We start from the raw sequence: 19,582 nt of genomic DNA on the forward strand, positions 1-19,582 counted from the left end.
AAGGGCGATATTCTCGTGTAACTTATTTCAGGGAGGTACGAGCGGCGTGAAACGAGTGGTCATCATCGGGATGGGGTTTGGCGGCATCAGGGCGGCACGGACCCTGGCGCAAAAGGGGCTGGACGTGGTTCTCGTGGACCGGAACAACTACCACCTCTTTCAGCCGCTCCTCTACCAGGTGGCAACCGCCGGCCTCGAACAGGAGTCCATTGCCTACCCGGTGCGTGCCATGGCACGCGGCTGGACCGGTACGCGGTTTCAACTGGCCGAGGTGACTGGCGTCGACTTCGAGTCCCGCCTGGTCGCTACGGACAACGGCACCATACCCTACGACTATCTCGTGATCGGCACAGGAAGCGTCACTAACTATTTCGGGCTTAAATCGGTGGAGCAGTATGCCTTTGATCTGAAGGAGCTGGTGGATGCCGAGCGGCTGCGCAACCATATCCTCACGGCTTTCGAGCGGGCCGTGATTGAACCCGATCCGGCCAAGCGCCGGGCGCTCATGACATTCGTGATCGTGGGCGGCGGCCCCACCGGCGTCGAGTTTGCCGGCGCCCTCATCGAGTTGGTCCGGTACGTGCTGACCAAGGATTACCCGGAACTGAGCGTTCAGGCTGCCCGGGTCGTGCTCGTGGAGGCCTTTGACCGGCTTCTGGCAGCCATGCCGGCCGAGCTGCAGGGCTATACCCTGCAAAAGCTCCGGGGCATGGGGGTCGAGGTGCTGCTCAACGCCCGCGTGGTAGACGCGGGGCCTGAACGGGTAACCCTGCATGACGGTGCCGTCATCCCGGCCCATACCCTGTTCTGGTCCGCAGGGGTCAAGGCAGCCCCCCTGGCGGCGACCCTCGGCGTTGAACAGAAACCGGGCGGACGGATCGCGGTGGAGCCCGATCTGACGTTGCCCGGCCATCCCGATGTCTATGTGGTCGGGGATATGGCCTGGCTGGAGCAGGATGGCGCTCCCCTGCCCATGGTGGCTCCGGTGGCCATGCAGATGGGGATCCATGCCGGAAAGTCGATTCTGGCCCGTGAACAGGGGGCGCCTGCTCCTCCCTTCAGGTATCACGACAAGGGAAGCATGGCCACCATCGGCCGGAGCGCCGCCGTGGCCAGCGCTTTCGGCATGAATCTCCGCGGGTATGCGGCCTGGATAGCCTGGCTCCTGCTGCACCTCTACTATCTCATCGGCTTTCGCAACCGTATTGTGGTCATGCTCAACTGGATCTGGTACTACTGGTTCCATGAGCGCCAGGTGCGCCTCATCACGGAGCGTGAAACGCCGGGCAACGGATGCACACGGTAGCCGTCGAACGGGCCGTACGCTACGATCCCTCAGAGGTTGCCGAAGCCATGGGTCGGGCCCTCGCTCCCCTGGGAGGGATGGGGGCCTTTGTCCGACCCGGTGAGCGGGTTCTGATCAAACCGAACATGCTGGCTGCCAAGACACCCGAGCGGGCGGTAACTACCCACCCGGAGGCGTTGCGGGCCGTGATCTGGCTCGTCCGGGAGGCCGGCGGGATTCCGCTGGTGGGCGACTCTCCCGGTATCGGCGGCTTTCGGGCCGTGGCGGAGAAGAGCGGCATGGCCGCCGTGGCCCGGGAGGCCGGTGCCGAACTGGTCCCGTTTGACGATGCGGCTGCCGTTTCGGGCAGCGGGCTCTTCAGGCGCATGGATGTGGCGCGACCCTACCTGGAAGCCGACCGGCTCATCAACCTTCCCAAGCTCAAGACCCACGAAATGATGACCATGACCTGCGCCGTGAAGAATCTGTTCGGCGCCGTGGTCGGAACCGCCAAGGCGGGCTGGCACCTCAAAGCCGGCGCCGACCGGGAGCTGTTCGCCCGGCTTCTCCTGGAAATCTACCTTCTGAGACCGCCGGATCTGACCATAGTCGACGCCGTTGTGGCCATGGAGGGTGATGGTCCGGGCAGCGGCGACCCCAGGCCGATGGGGCTCATCCTGGCCGGAGCCAATGCCGTGGCGGTGGATGTGGTGGCCGCGGAACTGGCGGGCATCCCGAAGCAGCTCCTCTGGGTCGAGCGGGCCGCCGAACGGCTCGGTATCGATGGCTGGGACCGGTCCCGCATCACGACGGTCGGACTCTCGCCCGACGATGCCCGGGTGCCGGATTTTCGCCTGCCGCACCTGTCGGACGTCCAGTTCGGCCTCCCCGGTTTCCTCAAGAACCGGCTTCGCCATCATCTCACAGCGCGGCCGGTGCCGAACCCCGAAGGGTGCCGCCTGTGCGGGGCGTGCCTTGACGCCTGCCCTCCACGGGCCATCTCCGTGCGCGACGGCCGGCTCCATTTCGACTACCACGCCTGTATCCGGTGCTTCTGCTGCCGCGAACTCTGCCCCGACGGCTCCCTCGGGGTACGGGACGGAGTGCTGCTGAAACTGTTCAAGAAATTCAAGGAGTAAACTTTAATGGCTCCGCTCCTTGACGTTGCGGGGGGGCAGGATTATCATAACTATAACCTCGCGCACTGAGGAAATTTCTCTGAAAGGAGACCCCAGGCCATGTGGACCACGATCTATATGCTTCGTCCGGTTACCCGCTGCAAGGAGGGTTGCCGACGCCGGCCCGCCGCCTGATGGCGGCGGGCGTTACCATGAGCCCCCTGTCGTTTGCGGCAGGGGGCTTTTTCATGTCAACGGCTGGTGCGTTCTGCCGTTTTTGATATATAATCCCCGTGCCATCTTTCCCCCATGAGGTGAGAATGAAAAAAGCAGCCATCATCGCGGCGGTTGTCATCGCAGCCGTAGCGGGAATCTATTTCGCCTTCGGCAAACGTGAACCCGAACGGACCTACAAGACTGTTAAAGTGGAACGGGGCGATGTCGTTGCCACCGTCTCAGCCACGGGCAACCTGAGCGCAGTCACCACTGTTCAGGTCGGGACCCAGGTCTCCGGCACCATCTATCGCCTGCTCGTGGACTACAATACCCCCGTGAAAAAGGGACAGGTCATCGCCGAGATCGATCCGGCACTGTTTCGGGCCGACGTGGAGCAGGCAAGGGGCAACCTTCTGAGCGCTCAGGCGAATCTCTTGAAGGCCAGGGCCACTGCCGCCGATGCCAAGCGGACCATGGAGCGCAACCGGCAACTGGTCAAGGAGGGAGTCGTATCCCAGAGCGACTTCGACACCGCTGAAACCGGCGCCCAGGAGGCCGCCGCCGCCGTCAAGGCCGCTGAAGCCTCGGTCGTCCAAACCCGGGGCGCCCTGTCCCGGGCGGAAACCAACCTGAAGAACGCCACCATCCGGTCGCCGGTGGATGGTGTCGTCATATCCCGGGCCGTGGACGTGGGACAGACCGTGGCCGCCTCCTTCCAGACCCCGACCCTGTTCACCATCGCCCAGGATCTTACCCGGATGCAGATCGAGACCAGCGTGGACGAGGCCGATATCAGTCGCGTGCGGGTGGGGCAGCAGGTTACCTTCACCGTGGATGCCTATCCGGACGAGAAATTCAATGCCCGGGTGGCCCAGATCCGCAATGCCCCGGTCATCACCCAGAATGTGGTCACCTACGTGGTGGTCATCACCGTGGACAATCCCGAATTGAAGCTCAAGCCGGGCATGACTGCCAACGTGGCCGTTGAGGTGGGCAAAAAGGAAAAAGTGCTCAAAGTCCCCATGGCGGCACTGCGGTTCAAGCCCCGCGCGGACGGTGACGAGGGTGAACGCCGCGCCCCGTCCGGTCCGGCAAAGGCGAAGCGGGAGGCGGGACAGCAGGTCTTCATCCTGTCGCCGGAGAAGAAGCCGGTGCCGGTGAAGGTGCAGACCGGCCTCGGCAACGACAGCCATGTGGAGATCGTTTCCGGAGCCCTGAAGGAGGGCGACGAGGTGATCGTTCAGGAGACCACGCCCAGGGATAAACAGAAGAGCGGAGGCAGCGGCAGATCTCCCATGGGGATGCGGTTCTAGATGGGCGCGGTCGTCAGGCTCGATAACGTCGCCAAGGTCTACACCATGGGGGACCAGCGGGTGGAGGCCTGCGGGGCATATCCTTCTCGGTGGAGCAGGGGGAGTTCATCGCCATCATGGGGTCGTCCGGCAGCGGCAAGTCCACCTGCATGAACATGCTCGGCTGCCTGGACGTACCGACCTCCGGCACCTATCTGCTGGAGGGAGTGAACGTCGGCGAGCTTTCGCAGAATGAGCTGGCCGCCATCCGCAACCGCAAGCTCGGCTTCGTCTTCCAGGGGTTCAACCTCCTCCCTCGCACCACGGCACGGGAAAACGTCGAGCTTCCCCTGGTCTACGCAGGGGTCCACGCCGCGCAACGGCGCGAGCGTGCGCTGGCGGCCCTGGCCATGGTGGGGCTTGCCGAACGGGCGGGTCACTACAGCAATCAGCTTTCCGGCGGTCAGCAGCAGCGGGTTGCCATTGCCCGGGCACTGGTGAACGCCCCGGCCCTGCTCCTGGCAGACGAGCCCACCGGTAACCTGGACAGCGCCACCAGTGAAGAGATCATGCGGATTTTCGCGGAACTCCACGGCAAAGGAATCACCATCCTCATGGTCACCCACGAGCCCGACATCGCTGCGTGGGCGTCCCGCTCCATAACCTTCCGCGATGGCCGGATCATTGCCGATACCACCGTGTCCGCGCCGGGGGGGGGGCAGTCATGAACCTCCTCATGAGCCTCCGGATCTCGTTGCGGGCCCTGCTCGCCAACAAGATGCGCTCATTTCTCACCATGCTCGGCATCATCATCGGCATCGCGGCCGTCATCATCATCGTGGCCATCGGCAGCGGCGCCCAGAAGGTGGTGTCCGACGTCATCGCCAGCATCGGCAGCAACATCATTCTGGTAATCCCCGGCTCCACCACCAGCGGCGGGCTCCGTGTCGGCGCCGGTTCCGTGCCCTCCCTGACCCAGGACGATGCCCGCGCCATCAACACCGAACTCCCCTCGGTGCTGCGCGCTGCCCCAACGGTGCGGGGAACCGCTCAGGTGGTGGCCGGCAACATGAACTGGTCGACCATGATCATGGGGGTCACCCCGGAGTTCCTGCAGGTGCGTGAGTGGCAGGTGGTGTCGGGACGGGAGCTTTCCCCTTCAGACATCGAGGGGGCCTCGAAGAACTGTATCCTGGGGCAGACCGTGGCCGAGAATCTCTTCGGCTCCGAAGATCCCATCGGCAAAACCGTCCGGATCAAGCGGGTCCCCTTCATCGTGGTGGGGTTGCTGGACCGCAAGGGGCAGTCCCCCCAGGGAAGCGACCAGGACGACATCATCCTGCTGCCTCTGAGTACGGCCCAGCGCAAGATCCTCGGTTCCCAGTTTCCCAACACCGTGGGGGCAATCATGGTGCAGGCCAAGAGCCGGGAATTGATGGATCAGGCCGAAGAGGAACTGACAACGCTTCTCGACCAGCGCCACCGGATCGGGCCGGCAAAAGAGAGGGACTACACGGTGCGGAACCTGACCGAGATCCTGGCCGCCTCGGAGCAGTCCCAGAAGATGCTCACCATCCTCTTCGGGGCCGTGGCATCCATCTCGCTGATCGTGGGCGGCATCGGCATCATGAACATCATGCTGGTTTCAGTCACGGAGCGGACGCGGGAGATCGGCATCCGGATGGCCATCGGCGCCCGGCAGCGTGACATTCTCCTCCAGTTCCTGGCCGAGGCGGTGCTCCTGACTCTCCTGGGGGGACTCATCGGCATGGCCATTGGCATCGGGGGGGCCACCCTGATATCGCAGTTTTTCGGCTGGCCCACCATGGTTTCATCAAAGGCGATCCTGCTCGCCTTTGCCTTCTCCGGCGGGGTCGGGATATTTTTCGGCTTCTATCCGGCCCGCAAGGCGGCGGGACTCAATCCCATCGAGGCACTGCGCTATGAATGAACCGGGGTTCGCGCGCCATGGGGAGAGGCTGTGAGGACGCTGCTGGTGTTTCTGGCCGTGACCCTGCTGAACGGGGCGTTTCTCTACCCGCTGCTTTATCTGGGGCTGGGAAGGGGGGTGTCGTGGTGGCTGGTGGCCGCCATGGCCGCTGTCGGTGTGTTCTGCATGTACCTGCTGGTGCGCTATCGCAAAGGTTTGTGACCTGCCGCTACTGGAAACCGTCGTCCGAGGGGAGCGCCAGTTCGGCCAGGGGGTCCCGGGGGCCGGCATCGGTTCCGTCACCCTGGGCGGTGCCTGCCACGTGCTCTGCCACCCACCCATCGATCCGTTCCGCCACCAGCGCTTTCAACTGCTCCTCCATCCGGTCCCGCGCTTTCTGCGCATACCCGGGGATTTGACGGACCTCGTAGTGGACATGGGGGCCGGTTGAGCGCCCGGTGTTGCCCGACAGGGCGAGAACCGTGGCCGTGTCGACTTTTTGTCCTTCTTTGACGAGAAGTGTCGCATTGTGCCCGTACAGGGAAACATAGCCGTTGCCGTGGTCCACTGCGACCAGATTGCCGTACCCCTTGTAGAGTCCCGCATGGAGGACCGTGCCCTGCTCGGTGGGATAGACCGGGGTACCTTCGGGCACGGCGATGTCGACCCCGTGATGGTAGACCTGGCGGCCGCTGCCAAAGGGGTCGAGCCTCCAGCCGATACCGGAGGTGACGGTGCCGCGGTCCACGGGCAGGCGGCGAGCCGCTGCGGCAGGCGAACTTCCCAGGCCCACGGCCAGGGAAAGCGACAGGAGTGTAGAGAGAAAGCGACGGTTCACGGCGGTTTCTACCTGGTCAGCCCGACAATGATGAGGCTGACGGACAATGCGGCGAGGCCGAGCATGAAGGCCATGATCGGGCGGTCTTCCTTGATGGCGCCGCGGGCAAGCGTATGAAGGACGTCTTTGAACAGTGACATGGCAGCACATTCCGATTGCGTGAGACTGAACATAACGCAGCAACATATATGCCATGGGTATTGGGTCGAAATCAACCCCATCGCCACTTTTAACTTGTCATTTCAAGGCAGAATTGTCATAGTAACCATACTTTGAAGACGAGCGTCACGCTCGTCTTTTGTTTTTTACCGGTCCGCTCAGCGGCCGTACCCTTCAGTCAGGAGTCGCGTTTCATGCAGGAGAGAATCAGAAACATCGCCATCATCGCCCACGTTGACCACGGCAAGACCACCCTTGTGGATGCCATGCTCAAGCATGCCGGAGTGTTCCGGGAAAACGAAGCCATCACCGAGCGGGTGATGGACTCCAATGACCTGGAAAAGGAACGGGGCATCACCATTCTGGCAAAAAACCTGTCGGTACACCACGGCCGCTACAAGATCAACATCGTCGACACCCCGGGCCACGCCGACTTCGGCGGCGAAGTGGAGCGGGTGCTCAAGATGGTCGATTCGGTGCTGCTTCTGGTCGATGCCCTGGACGGCCCCATGCCCCAGACCCGGTTCGTGCTCAAGAAGTCCCTCGACCTTGGCCTGAAACCGATCGTGGTCATCAACAAGATCGACCGCCCCGGCTCACGCCCCGACGAGGTGGTGGACATGGTCTTCGACCTGTTCTGCGAACTGAACGCCACGGACGAGCAACTCGACTTTCCCATCGTCTATACCAGCGCCAAGCTCGGGTTCGCCAAGCTCGACCTCAATTCCGACTCCAGCAGCATGGAGCCCCTCTTCGCGGTGATCGAGAGCAACGTCCATCCGCCGGCCGGCGATGCGAAGGCCCCGTTCCAGCTCCTCGTGACCAATATCGACTACAACGACTACATCGGCCGGATCGCCACCGGCAGGATATTCAACGGCCGCGTGAAGGCCGGCGAGACCGTGGCGCTCGTGCGGCGCGACGGAAGCATCCAGCGGGGACGTATCACCAGGCTCCTGGGATACGAGGGGCTCAAGCAGGTGGAGATCCCCGAGGCATGCACCGGCGACATCGTCACCGTGGCCGGCTTTGACGACGTGGGCATCGGCGAGACCCTGGCCGCTGCAGACAATCCGGTGGCGCTTCCCTATCTGTCGATCGACGAGCCGACCATTTCAATGAACTTCATTGTCAATTCCTCTCCCTTTGCCGGCCGTGAGGGGAAGTTCGTCACCTCCCGCAACATCCGGGAGCGCCTTGACCGGGAGCTGCGCACCAACGTGTCGCTACGGGTGGAGGATACGGCCAACGCGGACACGTTCAAGGTTTCCGGCCGGGGCGAGCTTCACCTGTCCATCCTCATCGAGAACATGCGGCGCGAAGGATTCGAGATGGCGGTTTCCAAGCCGGAGGTCATCCTGCGAATGATCGACGGCACGAGGATGGAACCGATGGAGTACCTGGTGGTGGACGTCCCCTCCGAGTTCCAGGGTGCCATCATCGAGAAGATGGGGCCCCGCAAGGGGGAGATGACATCCCTGCAGCCCATGGGCGAAACGGTGCGGCTGGAGTTCATCGTGCCGGCCCGGGGGCTCATCGGCCTGCGGGGGGAACTCCTCACCGAGACGCGGGGCACAGCGGTCATGACCCACACCTTCCACGACTATGCCCCTTACAAGGGAGATATCCCGGGGCGCAAGAACGGTGTCCTCATTGCCATGGAACTCGGCGAAACCACCGCCTATGCCCTCGACGCTCTCCAGCCCCGGGGAATTCTCTTCATCGGTGCCGGTGTGGAAGTCTACGGGGGGATGATCATCGGCCAGCACGCCAAGGACAACGATCTGGACGTGAACCCCTGCAAAGGAAAGAAACTTACCAATGTCCGGGCCTCCGGTTCGGACGACGCAATCAAGCTCACCCCGCCGCGCATCCTCACCCTGGAGCAGGCCCTGGAGTTCATTGACGACGACGAACTGGTAGAAGTGACCCCCCAGTCCATCCGGCTCAGAAAGAAAGAACTCGATCCGAACAGACGGAAACGGAAGTGACAGGAGGCGTTTCACCGGTTCGCAAAGTTTCCCCGGCCGGAGTCGGGGGAACTTTGCTTGACTTTGCCGGGTGATTTTTCTACTTTCATCAGTGATATCCGACGGAAGGTGAGACCATGAACGTGTCCAGGCTCCGCCCCCTCTATCCCACCCTGCTCCTCCCGCTGCTCCTTGTGGCCGGCTGCGGGCTTTTCGCCTCATCTACGGCTCCGGTGAGCCGCAGCCCCGAGGCCATGGCCCGGGAGGCGGAGGAGTTTCAGAATTCCCGTCGATTCGAGGACGCCATAGCCCAGTGGCGCAAGGTGAAGGAAAGTTACATTTCTCCCGAACTGATCACCCTGGCCGAGATCAAGATCGCCGACGCCCAGTTCGACAGCGGCAACTACATCGAAGCTGCCGCATCCTACGAAGAGTTTCGCAAGCTTCATCCCAACCACGAGAAGTCGGCCTATGCCCTTTACCGCCAGGGGCTGAGCTATTTCAACCAGATCCATGGATTCGACACCGACCAGACCCCCGTGTCCAATACGGTCACCATTTTCGAGTCGTTTTTGCGCCTCTATCCCCAGTCCGAGTATGCGGAAGAGGTGCGCAACAAGCTTGAAGCGGCCCGCCAGAACCAGGTCCAGTACGAGATTTACGTGGGACAGTTCTATTACCGTACCGAAAAGTACACCTCCGCCATCAAGCGGCTGGAGGATGCCCTGAAGCGCTATCCCCGTTCTCCGCTCCACGACGAGACCCTCTACTACCTGGGCAAGGCCTATATCAAAGCCGGTGACAAAGCCGGCGGACGCGAGGCGTTCCAGCGGCTTTTCAGCGAGTTTCGCACAAGCAAGTACGTTGACGAGGCCCGCTCGTTCCTGGACAAGAACTTCTGACATGAGACGCCTTCCGGCGCTGCTGCTCCTGCTTTCACTTGCCGGCTGCGGCGGAGACCGGCGCGCCGTGGAAGAGGTCCTGCGGCTGCGGGATGAGGCGCTCAGCCGGGGAGACGTAACCCTCTACGCATCTCTTCTCTCGCCCGAGTACCGGCAGGCGCGGCCCGACCTGGAGCAGAACCTGCTGCACTCCGGTCCGATCGGGTACCGCTCACTGGACCGCCGCATCCGCCTGGATGGAACCACTGCCGAGGTCGCCGGACGCTACGTGATGAAGGCGAACGTCAAGGGGCGCGTCCTTGAGCTGACAGGACAGGAAACCATTGTTCTGCACCGGGAGAAGGACGGCTGGAAGATCGCCGGCGGGCTGTGAGCATTCCCCGCCTCGTTGGGCACCCATTCATGACCACCATCCTTGCCATAGCCGTTTTCGGCGCCATCGGCTGCGTCGCCCGCTATCTCCTGGCGGGCGGGGTCTACGCTCTGGCCGGCAGGGCGTTCCCCTGGGGGACGCTGGCGGTCAACGTCATGGGGTCATTCCTCATCGGCCTGATCATGGAAGCCGCTCTCCGGACCACCGTGATGTCCCAGGAACTACGCCTGGGGCTCACCATCGGTTTTCTCGGCGGATTCACCACCTTTTCGACCTTCAGCTATGAGACGTTCAAGCTCTTGGAAGATGGTGAGTTTTTCTCTGCTTCGCTTAATGTCCTTGCCAGCGTGGCCCTCTGCCTCGTCGGCACGTGGGCCGGTATCGTGGCGGCGCGGCAGTTGTAGGGAGGCGTCATGACGAGATTCATCGGTGAAAAGATACTCATGCGGATATTCATCGGCGAAGGGGACCGGTGGGGATCCAGCCCTCTCCATGAGGCGCTTCTGGAGCTGCTCAGGCGTGAGGGATGCGCCGGCGCCACGGTGCTGCGGGGGGTGGCCGGCTTCGGGGCATCAAGCGTCTGTCATACGGCCAGGCTTCTGGATCTTTCCGCCGACCTGCCCATGGTGGTGGAAGTGGTTGACGATCAGGAGCGGCTCGATGCTCTAATGCCGAAGATAGACGACATGATGACGGGCGGGATGATCACCCTGGAGAAGGCTACGGTGATCCGCTACACGCCGGCAGGAAAGGGGGCAGCCGCAACGCCATGAAGTCAGATCCGAAACGTCTTGCCGCCGAAATGGCGATCATTGTCGCCGTGGCCGCCATCATCGGCATAACCTGGAATTACCGGCTTCTGGCAGATGTCTTCCAGGGGCGCGCCGTGGGTGCGGGAACACCCGGCCCTCCCCCGGCGGCAACCGGCACAACGGCTCCCGTTCCTCTTCCTCTGGGTCTCATGCAGGTGAAAGAGCTCTTCGACCGCAACGAGGCACTCATCATCGACGCCAGGGACCGCGACTCTTACGGAGCCGGGCACATCAGGGACGCTGTCCTGCTCCCCCTTGGCGAGGCAGACCAGCTCATTCCGCCGCTGGCGGCCAACACCCCCAAGGACCGGTTTCTGATCGTCTACTGCAACGGATACGATTGCCACGACAGCCGCGCCTTGGGGGAAAAGCTCATCCGCGCGGGCTTTGCCCAGGTCTACGTCTTTGAGGGCGGTTTCCCCGAATGGCGGGACGCAGGCTATCCGGTTACCACGGGAGGTTCGTGATGGATGCGGTGAAACGTCACCTCACAGCCCTGCTGCGGGTTGCTCTCGGCGCGGTATTCCTCTATGCTGCGCTCATCAAGATAGCCAATCCTCCCGCCTTTGCCGGCAATGTGGCCGCCTACCAACTGCTTCCGTATGCCGGCAACTACCTGGTGGCAGCCATCCTGCCGTGGATTGAGGCCATCTGCGGCCTGCTGCTCGTGACGGGCTGGAGAGCCCGCAGCGCCGCAGCCCTCGTGGCGGCCATGAACATGCTGTTCATCGTCCTGCTCTTTTCCACCGTGGCTCGCGGGCTTGACATCGACTGCGGCTGTTTCCGCCAGGGAGGAGAGAAAACCACTGCCTGGACGGCCATTTTCCGTGACATCTTGTTGCTTGTTGCGGCTGTTTTCGTCTTTCGTAAAACAAAACAATGACTGTTCTCGTATTGCCGCATCCCGCACAGTGGTGTAGGATGCGAACGTTTCGTTAATAGCTGGAGACCCGCGTGCTGAACGAACTCATTCTTACCGCCGTCGCCTACCTAGTCGGATCGATTCCCACGGGACTGCTCCTGGCTCGTGCCTTCGGCGTCGACATCCGCGTCACCGGTAGCGGAAACATCGGCGCCACCAACGTCTACCGCACTCTCGGCCGCACCGTCGGCATTGCTACCCTGCTGGGCGACTGTCTCAAGGGGCTCGTGCCGGTTCTCGTGGCCGGAAAGCTCGGCTTAGCCGACCCCTGGGTGGCCGCCGTCGGTCTTGCTGCCTTTCTCGGCCATGTGTACACCGTCTTTCTCGGTTTCAAGGGAGGGAAGGGGGTCGCCACGGCCCTGGGGGTCTTTCTCGGCGTGTCACCCCTGTCCGTCCTGGGTGCGCTTGCCCTCTTCATCGGCATTGTCGCCTCAACCCGCTACATCTCGCTCGGCTCCATCACCGCCGCTGCTGCCATGCCCTTTCTTGTGGCCGCGGTGGAGCGGCGCCCCCTCCTTGTGGGGATGACGCTTATCATTGCGGCCATCGTCATCGTCAAGCACCGGGAGAACATCCGCCGGCTGCGCGAGGGAACCGAGAGCCGCTTCAAGGCATGAACGTACCCGTCAACCTCCGCGACAGGCGCCTCCAGGTTGTGGCGATCCTGCTCATCATCATTGTCCTTGTCCCCGTCGTCCGTTACGCGGTCTTCATTGCCGTGCCCGCCGGCAATGGGGAAAACGTCAGGATACTCTCCTTCGACAAGGGTGCCACCCCCCGGCGCATCGCCAGCGAGCTTGAGACGGCCGGACTGATCACCAGCGCCCGGCTGTTTGTTCTTCATGCCCGCCTGCGTGGAGAGGCCGAACGGCTCAAGGCCGGCGAATACCAGTTCTCCGATGCCATGAAACCTGCAGAAATCCTCCGCAAGTTGGTGGCCGGTGAGGTCTATGCCCGACCTTTTGCCGTACCCGAAGGGTATTCCATGTATCAGGTTGCGGAATTGCTGGAAGGAAAGCGGATGTTCTCACGGGAACGCTTTCTGGCCGCAGCCACTGATCCGTCGTTTCTGGCCGAACTCGGCATCCAGGGCAGCAGTGTGGAGGGGTACCTCTACCCGAGCACCTATGCCGTTACCCGGTCCATGGGCGAAAGGGACCTGATTCGGGTCATGGTGTCCCAGTTCGACAAGGTCTACGGGGCCGGGTTCGCTGAGGAGGCGCGCCGCCGGGGAATGTCACGACATCACGTGGTGACCCTTGCCTCCATGATTGAAAAGGAGGCGGTCTCTCCAGCGGAGCGCCCTCTGATCTCTTCGGTATTCCACAATCGTCTGGCCAAGGGCATGCGCCTCCAGAGCGACCCTACCGCTGTCTACGGCGTGCGGGCCTTTGGCGGGAACGTGACCCGTCAGGATATCCTGCGGAATACCTCGCACAATACCTACCGCATCGCCGGACTTCCGCCCGGCCCCATCGGCAATCCGGGGCGCGATTCCCTGGCTGCCGCCCTCAATCCGGCCGCCACCGGCTATCTCTATTTCGTGGCCCGCAAGGATGGCACGCACCATTTTTCTGCCACGCTGGAGGAGCACAACACAGCAGTCCGACGATACCTGAAAACCCCCGCCAAATAAAAAAAGCCCCGCCGTTAAGCGGGGCTTTCTGTTTCGGGTACGATTGTTACCCGGGATCAGGCTTTTTCCACCGTTACCGTTACCACGCCGCCGTCACGTGACAGAAGGGCGTTCACGTTCATGCTGCGGAAATGGCTGGGTGCGAAAAGCAGCCCCGGTTGAACGCGCGGCGTTATCTTCACCGCTCCTTGCACCTTCACCGTCCCGGCGCTGAGCCGCACCGTGCCTCCTTCGGCAATGCCGAGCTTCGCTGCGTCGTTCGGATGAATCTCGATATATCCTTCAGGGATGATTTCCAGATTGTTCTTTGACCACGTGGTGGTCGTTCCACTGTGGTAGAGGATGGTACCGACCAGAAGAGCCGTCGGTGATCCGGCAACCGCTTTGGCGGATACCGGCGCCAGGGCCAGGCCGCTAGGACGCACCTGAGCGGCAATGGTGCCGCCGGCCCGGCCCACTGATGCGTAGGCGGGCACGAGGGCCACAACTTCGTCGAGCACGGCTGCGGGCGAATGGACACGGCTCTCACCCGTCAGGCGATTGTACAGTTCGGTAAGGATGTCCCAGTCCTCACGAGCGTCGCCTGGCGGGGCCACAGCCTTGGCAAGGGGCTGTACCCTGCCGTCAATGGTCGTGAACGTTCCGTTCTTTTCAGCGGCCACGGATGAAGGGAAGACCACGTGGGCCAGTTTTGCGGCCTCGCCGGGGAATGGGTCCTGGACAATGAGGAGCTCCAGTTTTTCCAGGGCCTTGCGTATCCGCTCTCCTTCCGGAAACGATGCCACCGGGTCGCAGCCGAGGAGGTAGAGGGCTTTGACGCTTCCCTGTTCGATTCCTTCAATGATCTGCCAGAAGTCCTTGCCGGCAGCGGCTGGGAGTTTTTTCCCCCACGCCTTCTCGAAAGTGGCGGCGTCGGTCTGGTGGCCGGGGAAGTGGTCGGGAGCGACCCCCATGTCGAGGAGGCCGCGGATATTGGTTTTCTCATATACCGGGAAGAGCCCGCCGGCATCGCCTGTCGTGGCGCCAAGAACCAGCGCGAGGTTGACGAGGGCCTTCACCGCATCGGTATCCCCGCCGCGCATGAGTTCGGCGCCGAAGATGACGGCAACGCCTCTTTTACCGCCGACAAGCCGTGCCGCAGCGCGCAGATCCGCCTCGGTGACGCCGGCCGCCTCGGCGGCATCGGCAATCGAGACTCCTGCCAAGGCCGCGGTCAGGTCGGAGAGATTGCTGATGTTCGCGCTGCAGAACTCCTTGTTTTCCAGGCCTTCTTCGAGAACAGCCTTGGTCAGGGCATTGATGAGAAGAGTTTCGTTCCCCGGCCGGTACTTGAGGTGGCTGTTGGCGAACTTCTTGAGCTTGATGTCGCGCATGGCGGCAAGAACCAGCTTTGCATTGTTCTTCGTAGCAGCTTGATGACCCGGTACTCCATGCCGGTTGCCTCGGCGTTCAAATCGCAGCCGACAACGAGGACTGCGGCTGCCCGGTCAATGGCATCAATGGTGGTGCTGGCGCCGACAATACCGAGCATTTCCCGCAGAACCTTCTGTGTCGCGGCATAGCCGAGGCGCGCCTCCGAGTCGATATTACCGGTGCCGACCGCCGAACGCATGAGCTTCTGGAAGAGATAGTTTTCCTCGTTGGTGACCCGGGCAGAGCCCAACCCTGCGACGGCATCGGCACCATGGCTGGTCGCGATCTGCTTGAGCGCTGCGGCTGCGGTTCCCATGGCCGTGTTCCAGTCGGCTTTCTGACCTTTCACCATCGGCTCGACGAGGCGATCCGGGGAATTGATGTAGCTGTAGCCGAAGCGTCCGTTGATACAGAGATTGCCACTGTTGTAGGTGGAGTCATCACTGGTCACGCGTTCCACCCGGCCGTTGCGGCTGTGGTATTCGATCTGGCAGCCGGCGGCGCAGAGGGCGCATACGCTCGGCGTAACCGTGAAGGCCCAGGGCCGGCCCCGGAACTTGAACGGCTTGCTGATGAGGGTGCCGGTGGGGCAGGCGGCCACGCAGTTGCCGCAGAATTCACAGTTGAGGGGCTTGCCGTCCACCGTGTCGATAATGGTGGCCTCACCCCTGTTGACTACCCTGATGGCGTTGCAGCCGACAATTTCATGATCAACCTTGACGCATTTCTCGCAAAGGATGCAACGGTTAGGGTCGCTCTCGATGAGGGGCCAGTCGTAGCGGATCTTGTGGCGCTCGAGCACGGCGCCGTATTCCTGCTTTGCGGCGCCGAGGCCGTAGCAGGCGTTCTGGAGATCGCATTCACCGCCCGCGTCACAGACGGGGCAGTCAAGGGGATGGTTCACCAGCATCAGTTCCATGATCTTCTGGCGGATCCTCGAAAGCTTCTCCGACTGGGTCGTTACCTTGATCCCGTCCTTGACCGGCGTGTTACAGGCCGTCATGGGCCGGTCGACCCCTTCGATCTCAACCGCGCAGACGCGGCAGGCACCGGTAGGCGACACCTTCTTGAGCCAGCAGAGGGTCGGTATCGTGATCCCGAGGAGCGCCGCCGCATCAAGGATCGTGGTCTCCTTCGCTACTGTGATGTCCTTCCCGTCGATTGTAAGACTGACCATATCCGTTTCACCCCTGGATAAGAGGCTCCCGGCCGGGAACGCACCGACGCCCGGGATCGTTGCCGATACCCGGGCCGCCGTGGCCCCGGCCGTGGGCCGAAGTGGCATGCTGAATGTGATGGACTAAATGGCGGCCATGGCGACCCGGTAGCACCGGAGGCAGCGTTCTGCCTCCTCCACTGCCTGGGTATCGACAAAGCCGAGTTCCACTTCCTGATAGTTGCCCTTGCTCGCCCGCTCCTTGCCATGGACCTCGGCCTGGTGGGCCCGCTCCCGGGAGTCGAGCCAGGGAACCTGTTCGTTCTTGTCGTAGACCGGCATGTTCGTGAGGATGTCCTCCATGAGTTCGTCCTCGGTAAGGTATGCCTTTCCTTCTTCGAGCCATCGCTGGATCACCCGCGCGGCACGGTGTGCATTGCCGATGCAGGCCACGACGGTCAGGGGGCCGATTTCGGCATCGCCGCCCGCGAAAACACCCTCAAGATCAGTGATGAGAATCCGTGCAAGGGGGTTGCCCATGCCGTCTTTCAGGTCCTTGCCCGCCGCATCCTTGAGGGGAACGTGCTTGGTGACGACGGTGTTCCACTTGGTGATGTCGATCCCCAGGTTGTCGGGGATGAAGGAAAGATCGGGATCCTGGCCAATGGCCGGGATGACGGTGTCACACTCAACCACGAACTCGCTGCCGGGAACCGGCTCGGGCCGACGCCTCCCCGAGGCGTCAGGCTCGCCGAGGGCCATCCGGACGCATTCCACGCCGGTCACCTGCTCGTTTCCATCCACAAGTACCCGCGTGGGGAGAACCTGGAACTCGAACCGCACCCCTTCCTCGTCGGCGCCGTCCACTTCCCACACGTCGGCCGGCATCTCCTTGCGCGAACGGCGGTAAAGAAGCGTGGACTCTTCCGCTCCTTCCCGGAGAGCAACCCGTACGCAGTCGATGGCGGTGTTGCCGCCGCCAACCACGACCACCTTTTTCCCCATGCCGGTGGGGCGTCCCATGTAGCTTCCCGGAGAAAGTCAATGCCGCCCTTCAGGAAACCCTTGTAGCCCTTGTCTTCCCCCTCGACGCCCATGGGCTTGGAGCGGTGGGCACCCGGTGCCAGAAAGACTGCGTCGAACTTTTGCTTGAGCTCTTCCAGGGAGAAGTCCTTGCCGATCCGGGTGTCATAGACGATATCCACACCCATGGAGGCAATGATGTCGATATCCCGCTGGAGCAAGTGCCGCGGTTGGCGGTAGGGGGGGATGCCGACGGCGATCATGCCGCCGCCGTACCCCTCGGGCAGGGCCTCGTAGATGGTGCAGGGATATCCTTCAAGGGCCAGGTAGTAGGCGCAGGCAAGACCTGCCGGACCGGCCCCGACAATGGCGACGTTCTTGTTCTTGCGCGGCTTGGGCTGCATGGGGGGAGCTGCGTTGTGCATCCACTCGTAGTCGGAGGCGGAACGCTTGAGCACCATGATGTTGACCGAGTCGTCCACGTTCTTGCGGCGGCAGTGGGTCTCGCAGGGGTGGGGGCACACCCTGCCGCAGACCGACGGCAGCGGCATGTTGTCGCGGATGATATCAAGCGATTCATCGAACCGGTATTCCTTGATTGCCTCGATGTAGGCGGGAATGTCGATATGGGCCGGACAGCGGTCCATGCAGGGGGCGGTGTACTTGTCGATGAACCGGTGCACGTTGGCGGGCTTTCGGATGCCGGTGATATAGGCGAGGAAATCCTCCCGGAAGTGCTTTACGGCATCGAGAACAGGGATGGTTGAGCTTTGGCAGAGGGTGCACTTGCAGTTGGTGAGCAGGTCCGCCAGATCGTCGACGGTGTCGAGGTCTGCCTCCGTGGCCCGTCCCTCGATGATGGCCGCCAAAACATCGGCAAGGACCTTGGTCCCCTTCTTCCCGGGGGTGCACTTACCGCAACAGTACTGGGTCTGCACGCGCTTCATATATTCGGCCGCCATGGCCGGCACGTCAACCTTCAGATCGTAAAGGATGATCCCGTCCCACCCCATGAACGCGGCAATCTGCCGCTCGCCATCGAGAGTGGTCGGAAGGCGGAAGCTCACGTCCTGGGCTTCTCCCCCCTTGCGGTTGTCGACGATTGTTCTTCCCCAACTGGAAAAAACCACCTGTGCCACGTACGCCTCCGTTCAGACCTTCGCAGAGATGGTCAGCGATACTTAACTTTTTGAATTTACAAAACAAATAATGGTTTGCAAAGTGTATACAGTATGCACTATCTAACACAACATCCTTTGATAAATCAAGGGAAAAAATAATTAAAAAGCTGTTTCCGGGCGGGATTGTCATTTGCTATAGTTTGGGCCGCCTGGGGCGTCGGGGCACCGGGGGAGGACCGTTGCGGCAGCACAGGGCCCGGCAATGCCGGGCCGGGAAGGGAGGGACTGTATGTATCGGGAGGCGTTTGCATCGCTGTTTGAAATTAATATGGGCGTAACGGCTGGAGAACGGATTCTTGTTTTCAGTGACAGGGTAAGATCCGACGAGGAACTCTCGGCCGACGAGGCCGCCCGCCGGCAGAATCTTCTGTTTGTGGCGGAAGAGGCTGGCCGTTATGCCGATGCCTCGTACGGCAATGCCTGTTTTGCCTCGTTTCCCGCAACTGCCGCGTCCGGGGCCGAACCGCCCGAAGTCCTCTGGCGTGCCGCCTTTGGCGATGCGGCGGTAAATGCCCTGGCCGCAGGGGGGCTACTTGCGCGCCTGCTGGCAAAGGAGGCGACCCTGGAGGATCTGGAGCGGGCTCGCCGGATCGTGTTGTTCAGCCGTGATGCCGCCGCGCAGGTGGTGGTCGCTCTCTCCAACAATTCCACGAGTCATACCCGGTTCCGTCATCTGGTCAATGCGGTTGGCGGTCGCTTTGCCAGCCTTCCCCACTTCGATCCTGATATGTTCTTTTCCTCCATGCGGGTTGATTGGCGCCAGTTGGCCGAACGGACCCGGCGGGTCGCCGATGCGGTTAATGGTGCGACCGCCCTGCGGGTGGAAACCCCGAACGGCACGCGTATGCGTTTCGACAAGGGGGGGCGGGTTGCCAAGGGGGACGATGGGCTTCTTGCCGCACCGGGAAGTTTCGGCAACCTCCCTGCGGGGGAGGTGTACCTGGCCCCGCTGGAGGGGACGAGCGAAGGAATCATGGTGCTCGAATGGGGGCCCACGCGCCGGCTCGACTCTCCGGTCGAGCTGGTGGTCAGGGCCGGCGCTGTCGTGGACGTACGAGGCGACGATCCCCTGCGGGCAGCGCTGGAACGGAAATTCGCCGAGAGCGACCGGAACCGGAACATCGCCGAGCTGGGCATCGGGACCAATGACCGGGCAACCCGGCCGGACAACGTCCTTGAAGCCGAGAAGATCCTCGGCACCATTCATATCGCACTGGGTGACAATTCCGGTTTCGGCGGCACCGTGCAGACGCCGTTTCATGAAGACTACGTCTTTTATCGTCCCACCCTCACCCTTGTCTCGGAAACCGGTGCCGAAACCGCCCTGCTGAGCAACGGCAGCCTCTTGCTCTGATG

General features: G+C 62.3%; 16 protein-coding genes and 3 pseudogenes. 16 read left to right on the top strand and 3 right to left on the bottom strand.

Translation table 11 applies throughout. From position 1 onward, the window contains the following. Window positions 1-46 precede the first annotated feature (46 nt). The 6 genes and pseudogenes from A2G06_02645 (at window position 47) to A2G06_02670 (ending at window position 6,063) form a co-directional block, all read left to right on the top strand. Entirely contained in the window at window positions 47-1,306 is a 1,260-nt protein-coding gene (locus tag A2G06_02645; protein ID ANA39463.1) for a pyridine nucleotide-disulfide oxidoreductase, read from the top strand. After that, window positions 1,294-2,424, top strand: coding sequence for a (4Fe-4S)-binding protein (locus A2G06_02650; GenBank protein ID ANA39464.1), 1,131 nt, complete (start codon window positions 1,294-1,296; stop codon window positions 2,422-2,424). The genes A2G06_02645 and A2G06_02650 overlap by 13 nt, the downstream gene beginning before the upstream one ends. 299 nt (window positions 2,425-2,723) lie before the next feature. Beyond that, the gene (locus A2G06_02655; GenBank protein ANA39465.1) at window positions 2,724-3,932 is read left to right on the top strand and encodes an efflux transporter periplasmic adaptor subunit; all 1,209 of its coding nucleotides are present in this window, start codon (window positions 2,724-2,726) and stop codon (window positions 3,930-3,932) included. Then, window positions 3,933-4,639: pseudogene (locus A2G06_02660) on the top strand (macrolide ABC transporter ATP-binding protein). Then, on the top strand, window positions 4,636-5,862 hold the full coding sequence (locus A2G06_02665; protein ANA39466.1) for a multidrug ABC transporter substrate-binding protein: 1,227 nt from the start codon (window positions 4,636-4,638) through the stop codon (window positions 5,860-5,862). The pseudogene A2G06_02660 and the gene A2G06_02665 overlap by 4 nt, the downstream one beginning before the upstream one ends. Before the next feature lie 30 nt (window positions 5,863-5,892). After that, window positions 5,893-6,063, top strand: coding sequence for a hypothetical protein (locus A2G06_02670; GenBank protein ANA39467.1), 171 nt, complete (start codon window positions 5,893-5,895; stop codon window positions 6,061-6,063). A 7-nt stretch (window positions 6,064-6,070) separates the two neighbouring features. Here A2G06_02670 and A2G06_02675 read toward each other — a convergent pair whose 3' ends face one another. Beyond that, complete coding sequence (locus tag A2G06_02675) at window positions 6,071-6,679, bottom strand: peptidase M23 (GenBank protein ID ANA39468.1); 609 nt, start codon at window positions 6,677-6,679, stop codon at window positions 6,071-6,073. 353 nt (window positions 6,680-7,032) lie between these two features. Between A2G06_02675 and A2G06_02680 the strand changes: the two genes are divergently transcribed. The 9 genes from A2G06_02680 to A2G06_02720 all read left to right on the top strand — a co-directional run bounded on the left by A2G06_02680 (window position 7,033) and on the right by A2G06_02720 (window position 13,453). Continuing rightward, window positions 7,033-8,829, top strand: a complete 1,797-nt coding sequence (locus A2G06_02680) for a GTP-binding protein TypA (GenBank protein ID ANA39469.1) — start codon at window positions 7,033-7,035, stop codon at window positions 8,827-8,829. A 116-nt stretch (window positions 8,830-8,945) separates the two neighbouring features. After that, the gene (locus A2G06_02685) at window positions 8,946-9,710 is read left to right on the top strand and encodes a hypothetical protein (GenBank protein ID ANA39470.1); all 765 of its coding nucleotides are present in this window, start codon (window positions 8,946-8,948) and stop codon (window positions 9,708-9,710) included. A 1-nt stretch (window position 9,711) separates the two neighbouring features. After that, complete coding sequence (locus A2G06_02690; protein ID ANA39471.1) at window positions 9,712-10,083, top strand: hypothetical protein; 372 nt, start codon at window positions 9,712-9,714, stop codon at window positions 10,081-10,083. A 29-nt stretch (window positions 10,084-10,112) separates the two neighbouring features. Next, entirely contained in the window at window positions 10,113-10,487 is a 375-nt protein-coding gene (locus A2G06_02695; GenBank protein ID ANA41575.1) for a camphor resistance protein CrcB, read from the top strand. Window positions 10,488-10,496: 9 nt separating this feature from the next. After that, complete coding sequence (locus tag A2G06_02700) at window positions 10,497-10,856, top strand: hypothetical protein (protein ANA39472.1); 360 nt, start codon at window positions 10,497-10,499, stop codon at window positions 10,854-10,856. Then, window positions 10,853-11,362 carry a sulfurtransferase gene (locus tag A2G06_02705; GenBank protein ID ANA39473.1) on the top strand — a complete coding sequence of 170 codons (510 nt, stop codon included), beginning with the start codon at window positions 10,853-10,855 and terminating at the stop codon, window positions 11,360-11,362. The genes A2G06_02700 and A2G06_02705 overlap by 4 nt, the downstream gene beginning before the upstream one ends. Next, window positions 11,362-11,778: a DoxX family protein gene (locus tag A2G06_02710; protein ANA39474.1), complete on the top strand. Its 417-nt coding sequence runs from the start codon at window positions 11,362-11,364 to the stop codon at window positions 11,776-11,778. Before A2G06_02705 ends, A2G06_02710 begins: the two co-directional genes overlap by 1 nt. Window positions 11,779-11,849: 71 nt before the next feature. Next, the gene (locus A2G06_02715; protein ANA39475.1) at window positions 11,850-12,434 is read left to right on the top strand and encodes an acyl-phosphate glycerol 3-phosphate acyltransferase; all 585 of its coding nucleotides are present in this window, start codon (window positions 11,850-11,852) and stop codon (window positions 12,432-12,434) included. Then, window positions 12,431-13,453, top strand: a complete 1,023-nt coding sequence (locus A2G06_02720; protein ANA39476.1) for an aminodeoxychorismate lyase — start codon at window positions 12,431-12,433, stop codon at window positions 13,451-13,453. The genes A2G06_02715 and A2G06_02720 overlap by 4 nt, the downstream gene beginning before the upstream one ends. A 56-nt stretch (window positions 13,454-13,509) precedes the next feature. Here the strand turns inward: A2G06_02720 and A2G06_02725 are convergent. Together A2G06_02725 and A2G06_02730 are read right to left on the bottom strand one after the other, a co-directional pair. Then, window positions 13,510-16,043: pseudogene (locus tag A2G06_02725) on the bottom strand (NADH-quinone oxidoreductase subunit G). A 123-nt stretch (window positions 16,044-16,166) separates the two neighbouring features. After that, a pseudogene (locus A2G06_02730) lies at window positions 16,167-18,184 on the bottom strand (dihydropyrimidine dehydrogenase subunit A). A 271-nt stretch (window positions 18,185-18,455) separates the two neighbouring features. Here A2G06_02730 and A2G06_02735 point away from each other — a divergent pair. Next, the gene (locus A2G06_02735; protein ID ANA39477.1) at window positions 18,456-19,580 is read left to right on the top strand and encodes a peptidase; all 1,125 of its coding nucleotides are present in this window, start codon (window positions 18,456-18,458) and stop codon (window positions 19,578-19,580) included. The last annotated feature ends 2 nt before the right edge of the window (window positions 19,581-19,582 follow it).

It is taken from the genome of Geobacter anodireducens (genome assembly GCA_001628815.1).
In the GTDB taxonomy this organism is placed as follows: Bacteria; Desulfobacterota; Desulfuromonadia; order Geobacterales; family Geobacteraceae; genus Geobacter; species Geobacter anodireducens.

Bases quoted from the DNA above. Each gene is read 5' to 3' on its own strand.
- A2G06_02685 (ANA39470.1), top strand. From the start codon at position 8,946: ATGAACGTGTCCAGGCTCCGCCCCCTCTATCCCACCCTGCTCCTCCCG.
- A2G06_02695 (ANA41575.1), top strand. From the start codon at position 10,113: ATGACCACCATCCTTGCCATAGCCGTTTTCGGCGCCATCGGCTGCGTC.
- A2G06_02735 (ANA39477.1), top strand. From the start codon at position 18,456: ATGTATCGGGAGGCGTTTGCATCGCTGTTTGAAATTAATATGGGCGTA.
- A2G06_02650 (ANA39464.1), top strand. From the start codon at position 1,294: ATGCACACGGTAGCCGTCGAACGGGCCGTACGCTACGATCCCTCAGAG.
- A2G06_02720 (ANA39476.1), top strand. From the start codon at position 12,431: ATGAACGTACCCGTCAACCTCCGCGACAGGCGCCTCCAGGTTGTGGCG.
- A2G06_02655 (ANA39465.1), top strand. From the start codon at position 2,724: ATGAAAAAAGCAGCCATCATCGCGGCGGTTGTCATCGCAGCCGTAGCG.
- A2G06_02710 (ANA39474.1), top strand. From the start codon at position 11,362: ATGGATGCGGTGAAACGTCACCTCACAGCCCTGCTGCGGGTTGCTCTC.
- A2G06_02690 (ANA39471.1), top strand. From the start codon at position 9,712: ATGAGACGCCTTCCGGCGCTGCTGCTCCTGCTTTCACTTGCCGGCTGC.
- A2G06_02665 (ANA39466.1), top strand. From the start codon at position 4,636: ATGAACCTCCTCATGAGCCTCCGGATCTCGTTGCGGGCCCTGCTCGCC.
- A2G06_02700 (ANA39472.1), top strand. From the start codon at position 10,497: ATGACGAGATTCATCGGTGAAAAGATACTCATGCGGATATTCATCGGC.
- A2G06_02705 (ANA39473.1), top strand. From the start codon at position 10,853: ATGAAGTCAGATCCGAAACGTCTTGCCGCCGAAATGGCGATCATTGTC.
- A2G06_02680 (ANA39469.1), top strand. From the start codon at position 7,033: ATGCAGGAGAGAATCAGAAACATCGCCATCATCGCCCACGTTGACCAC.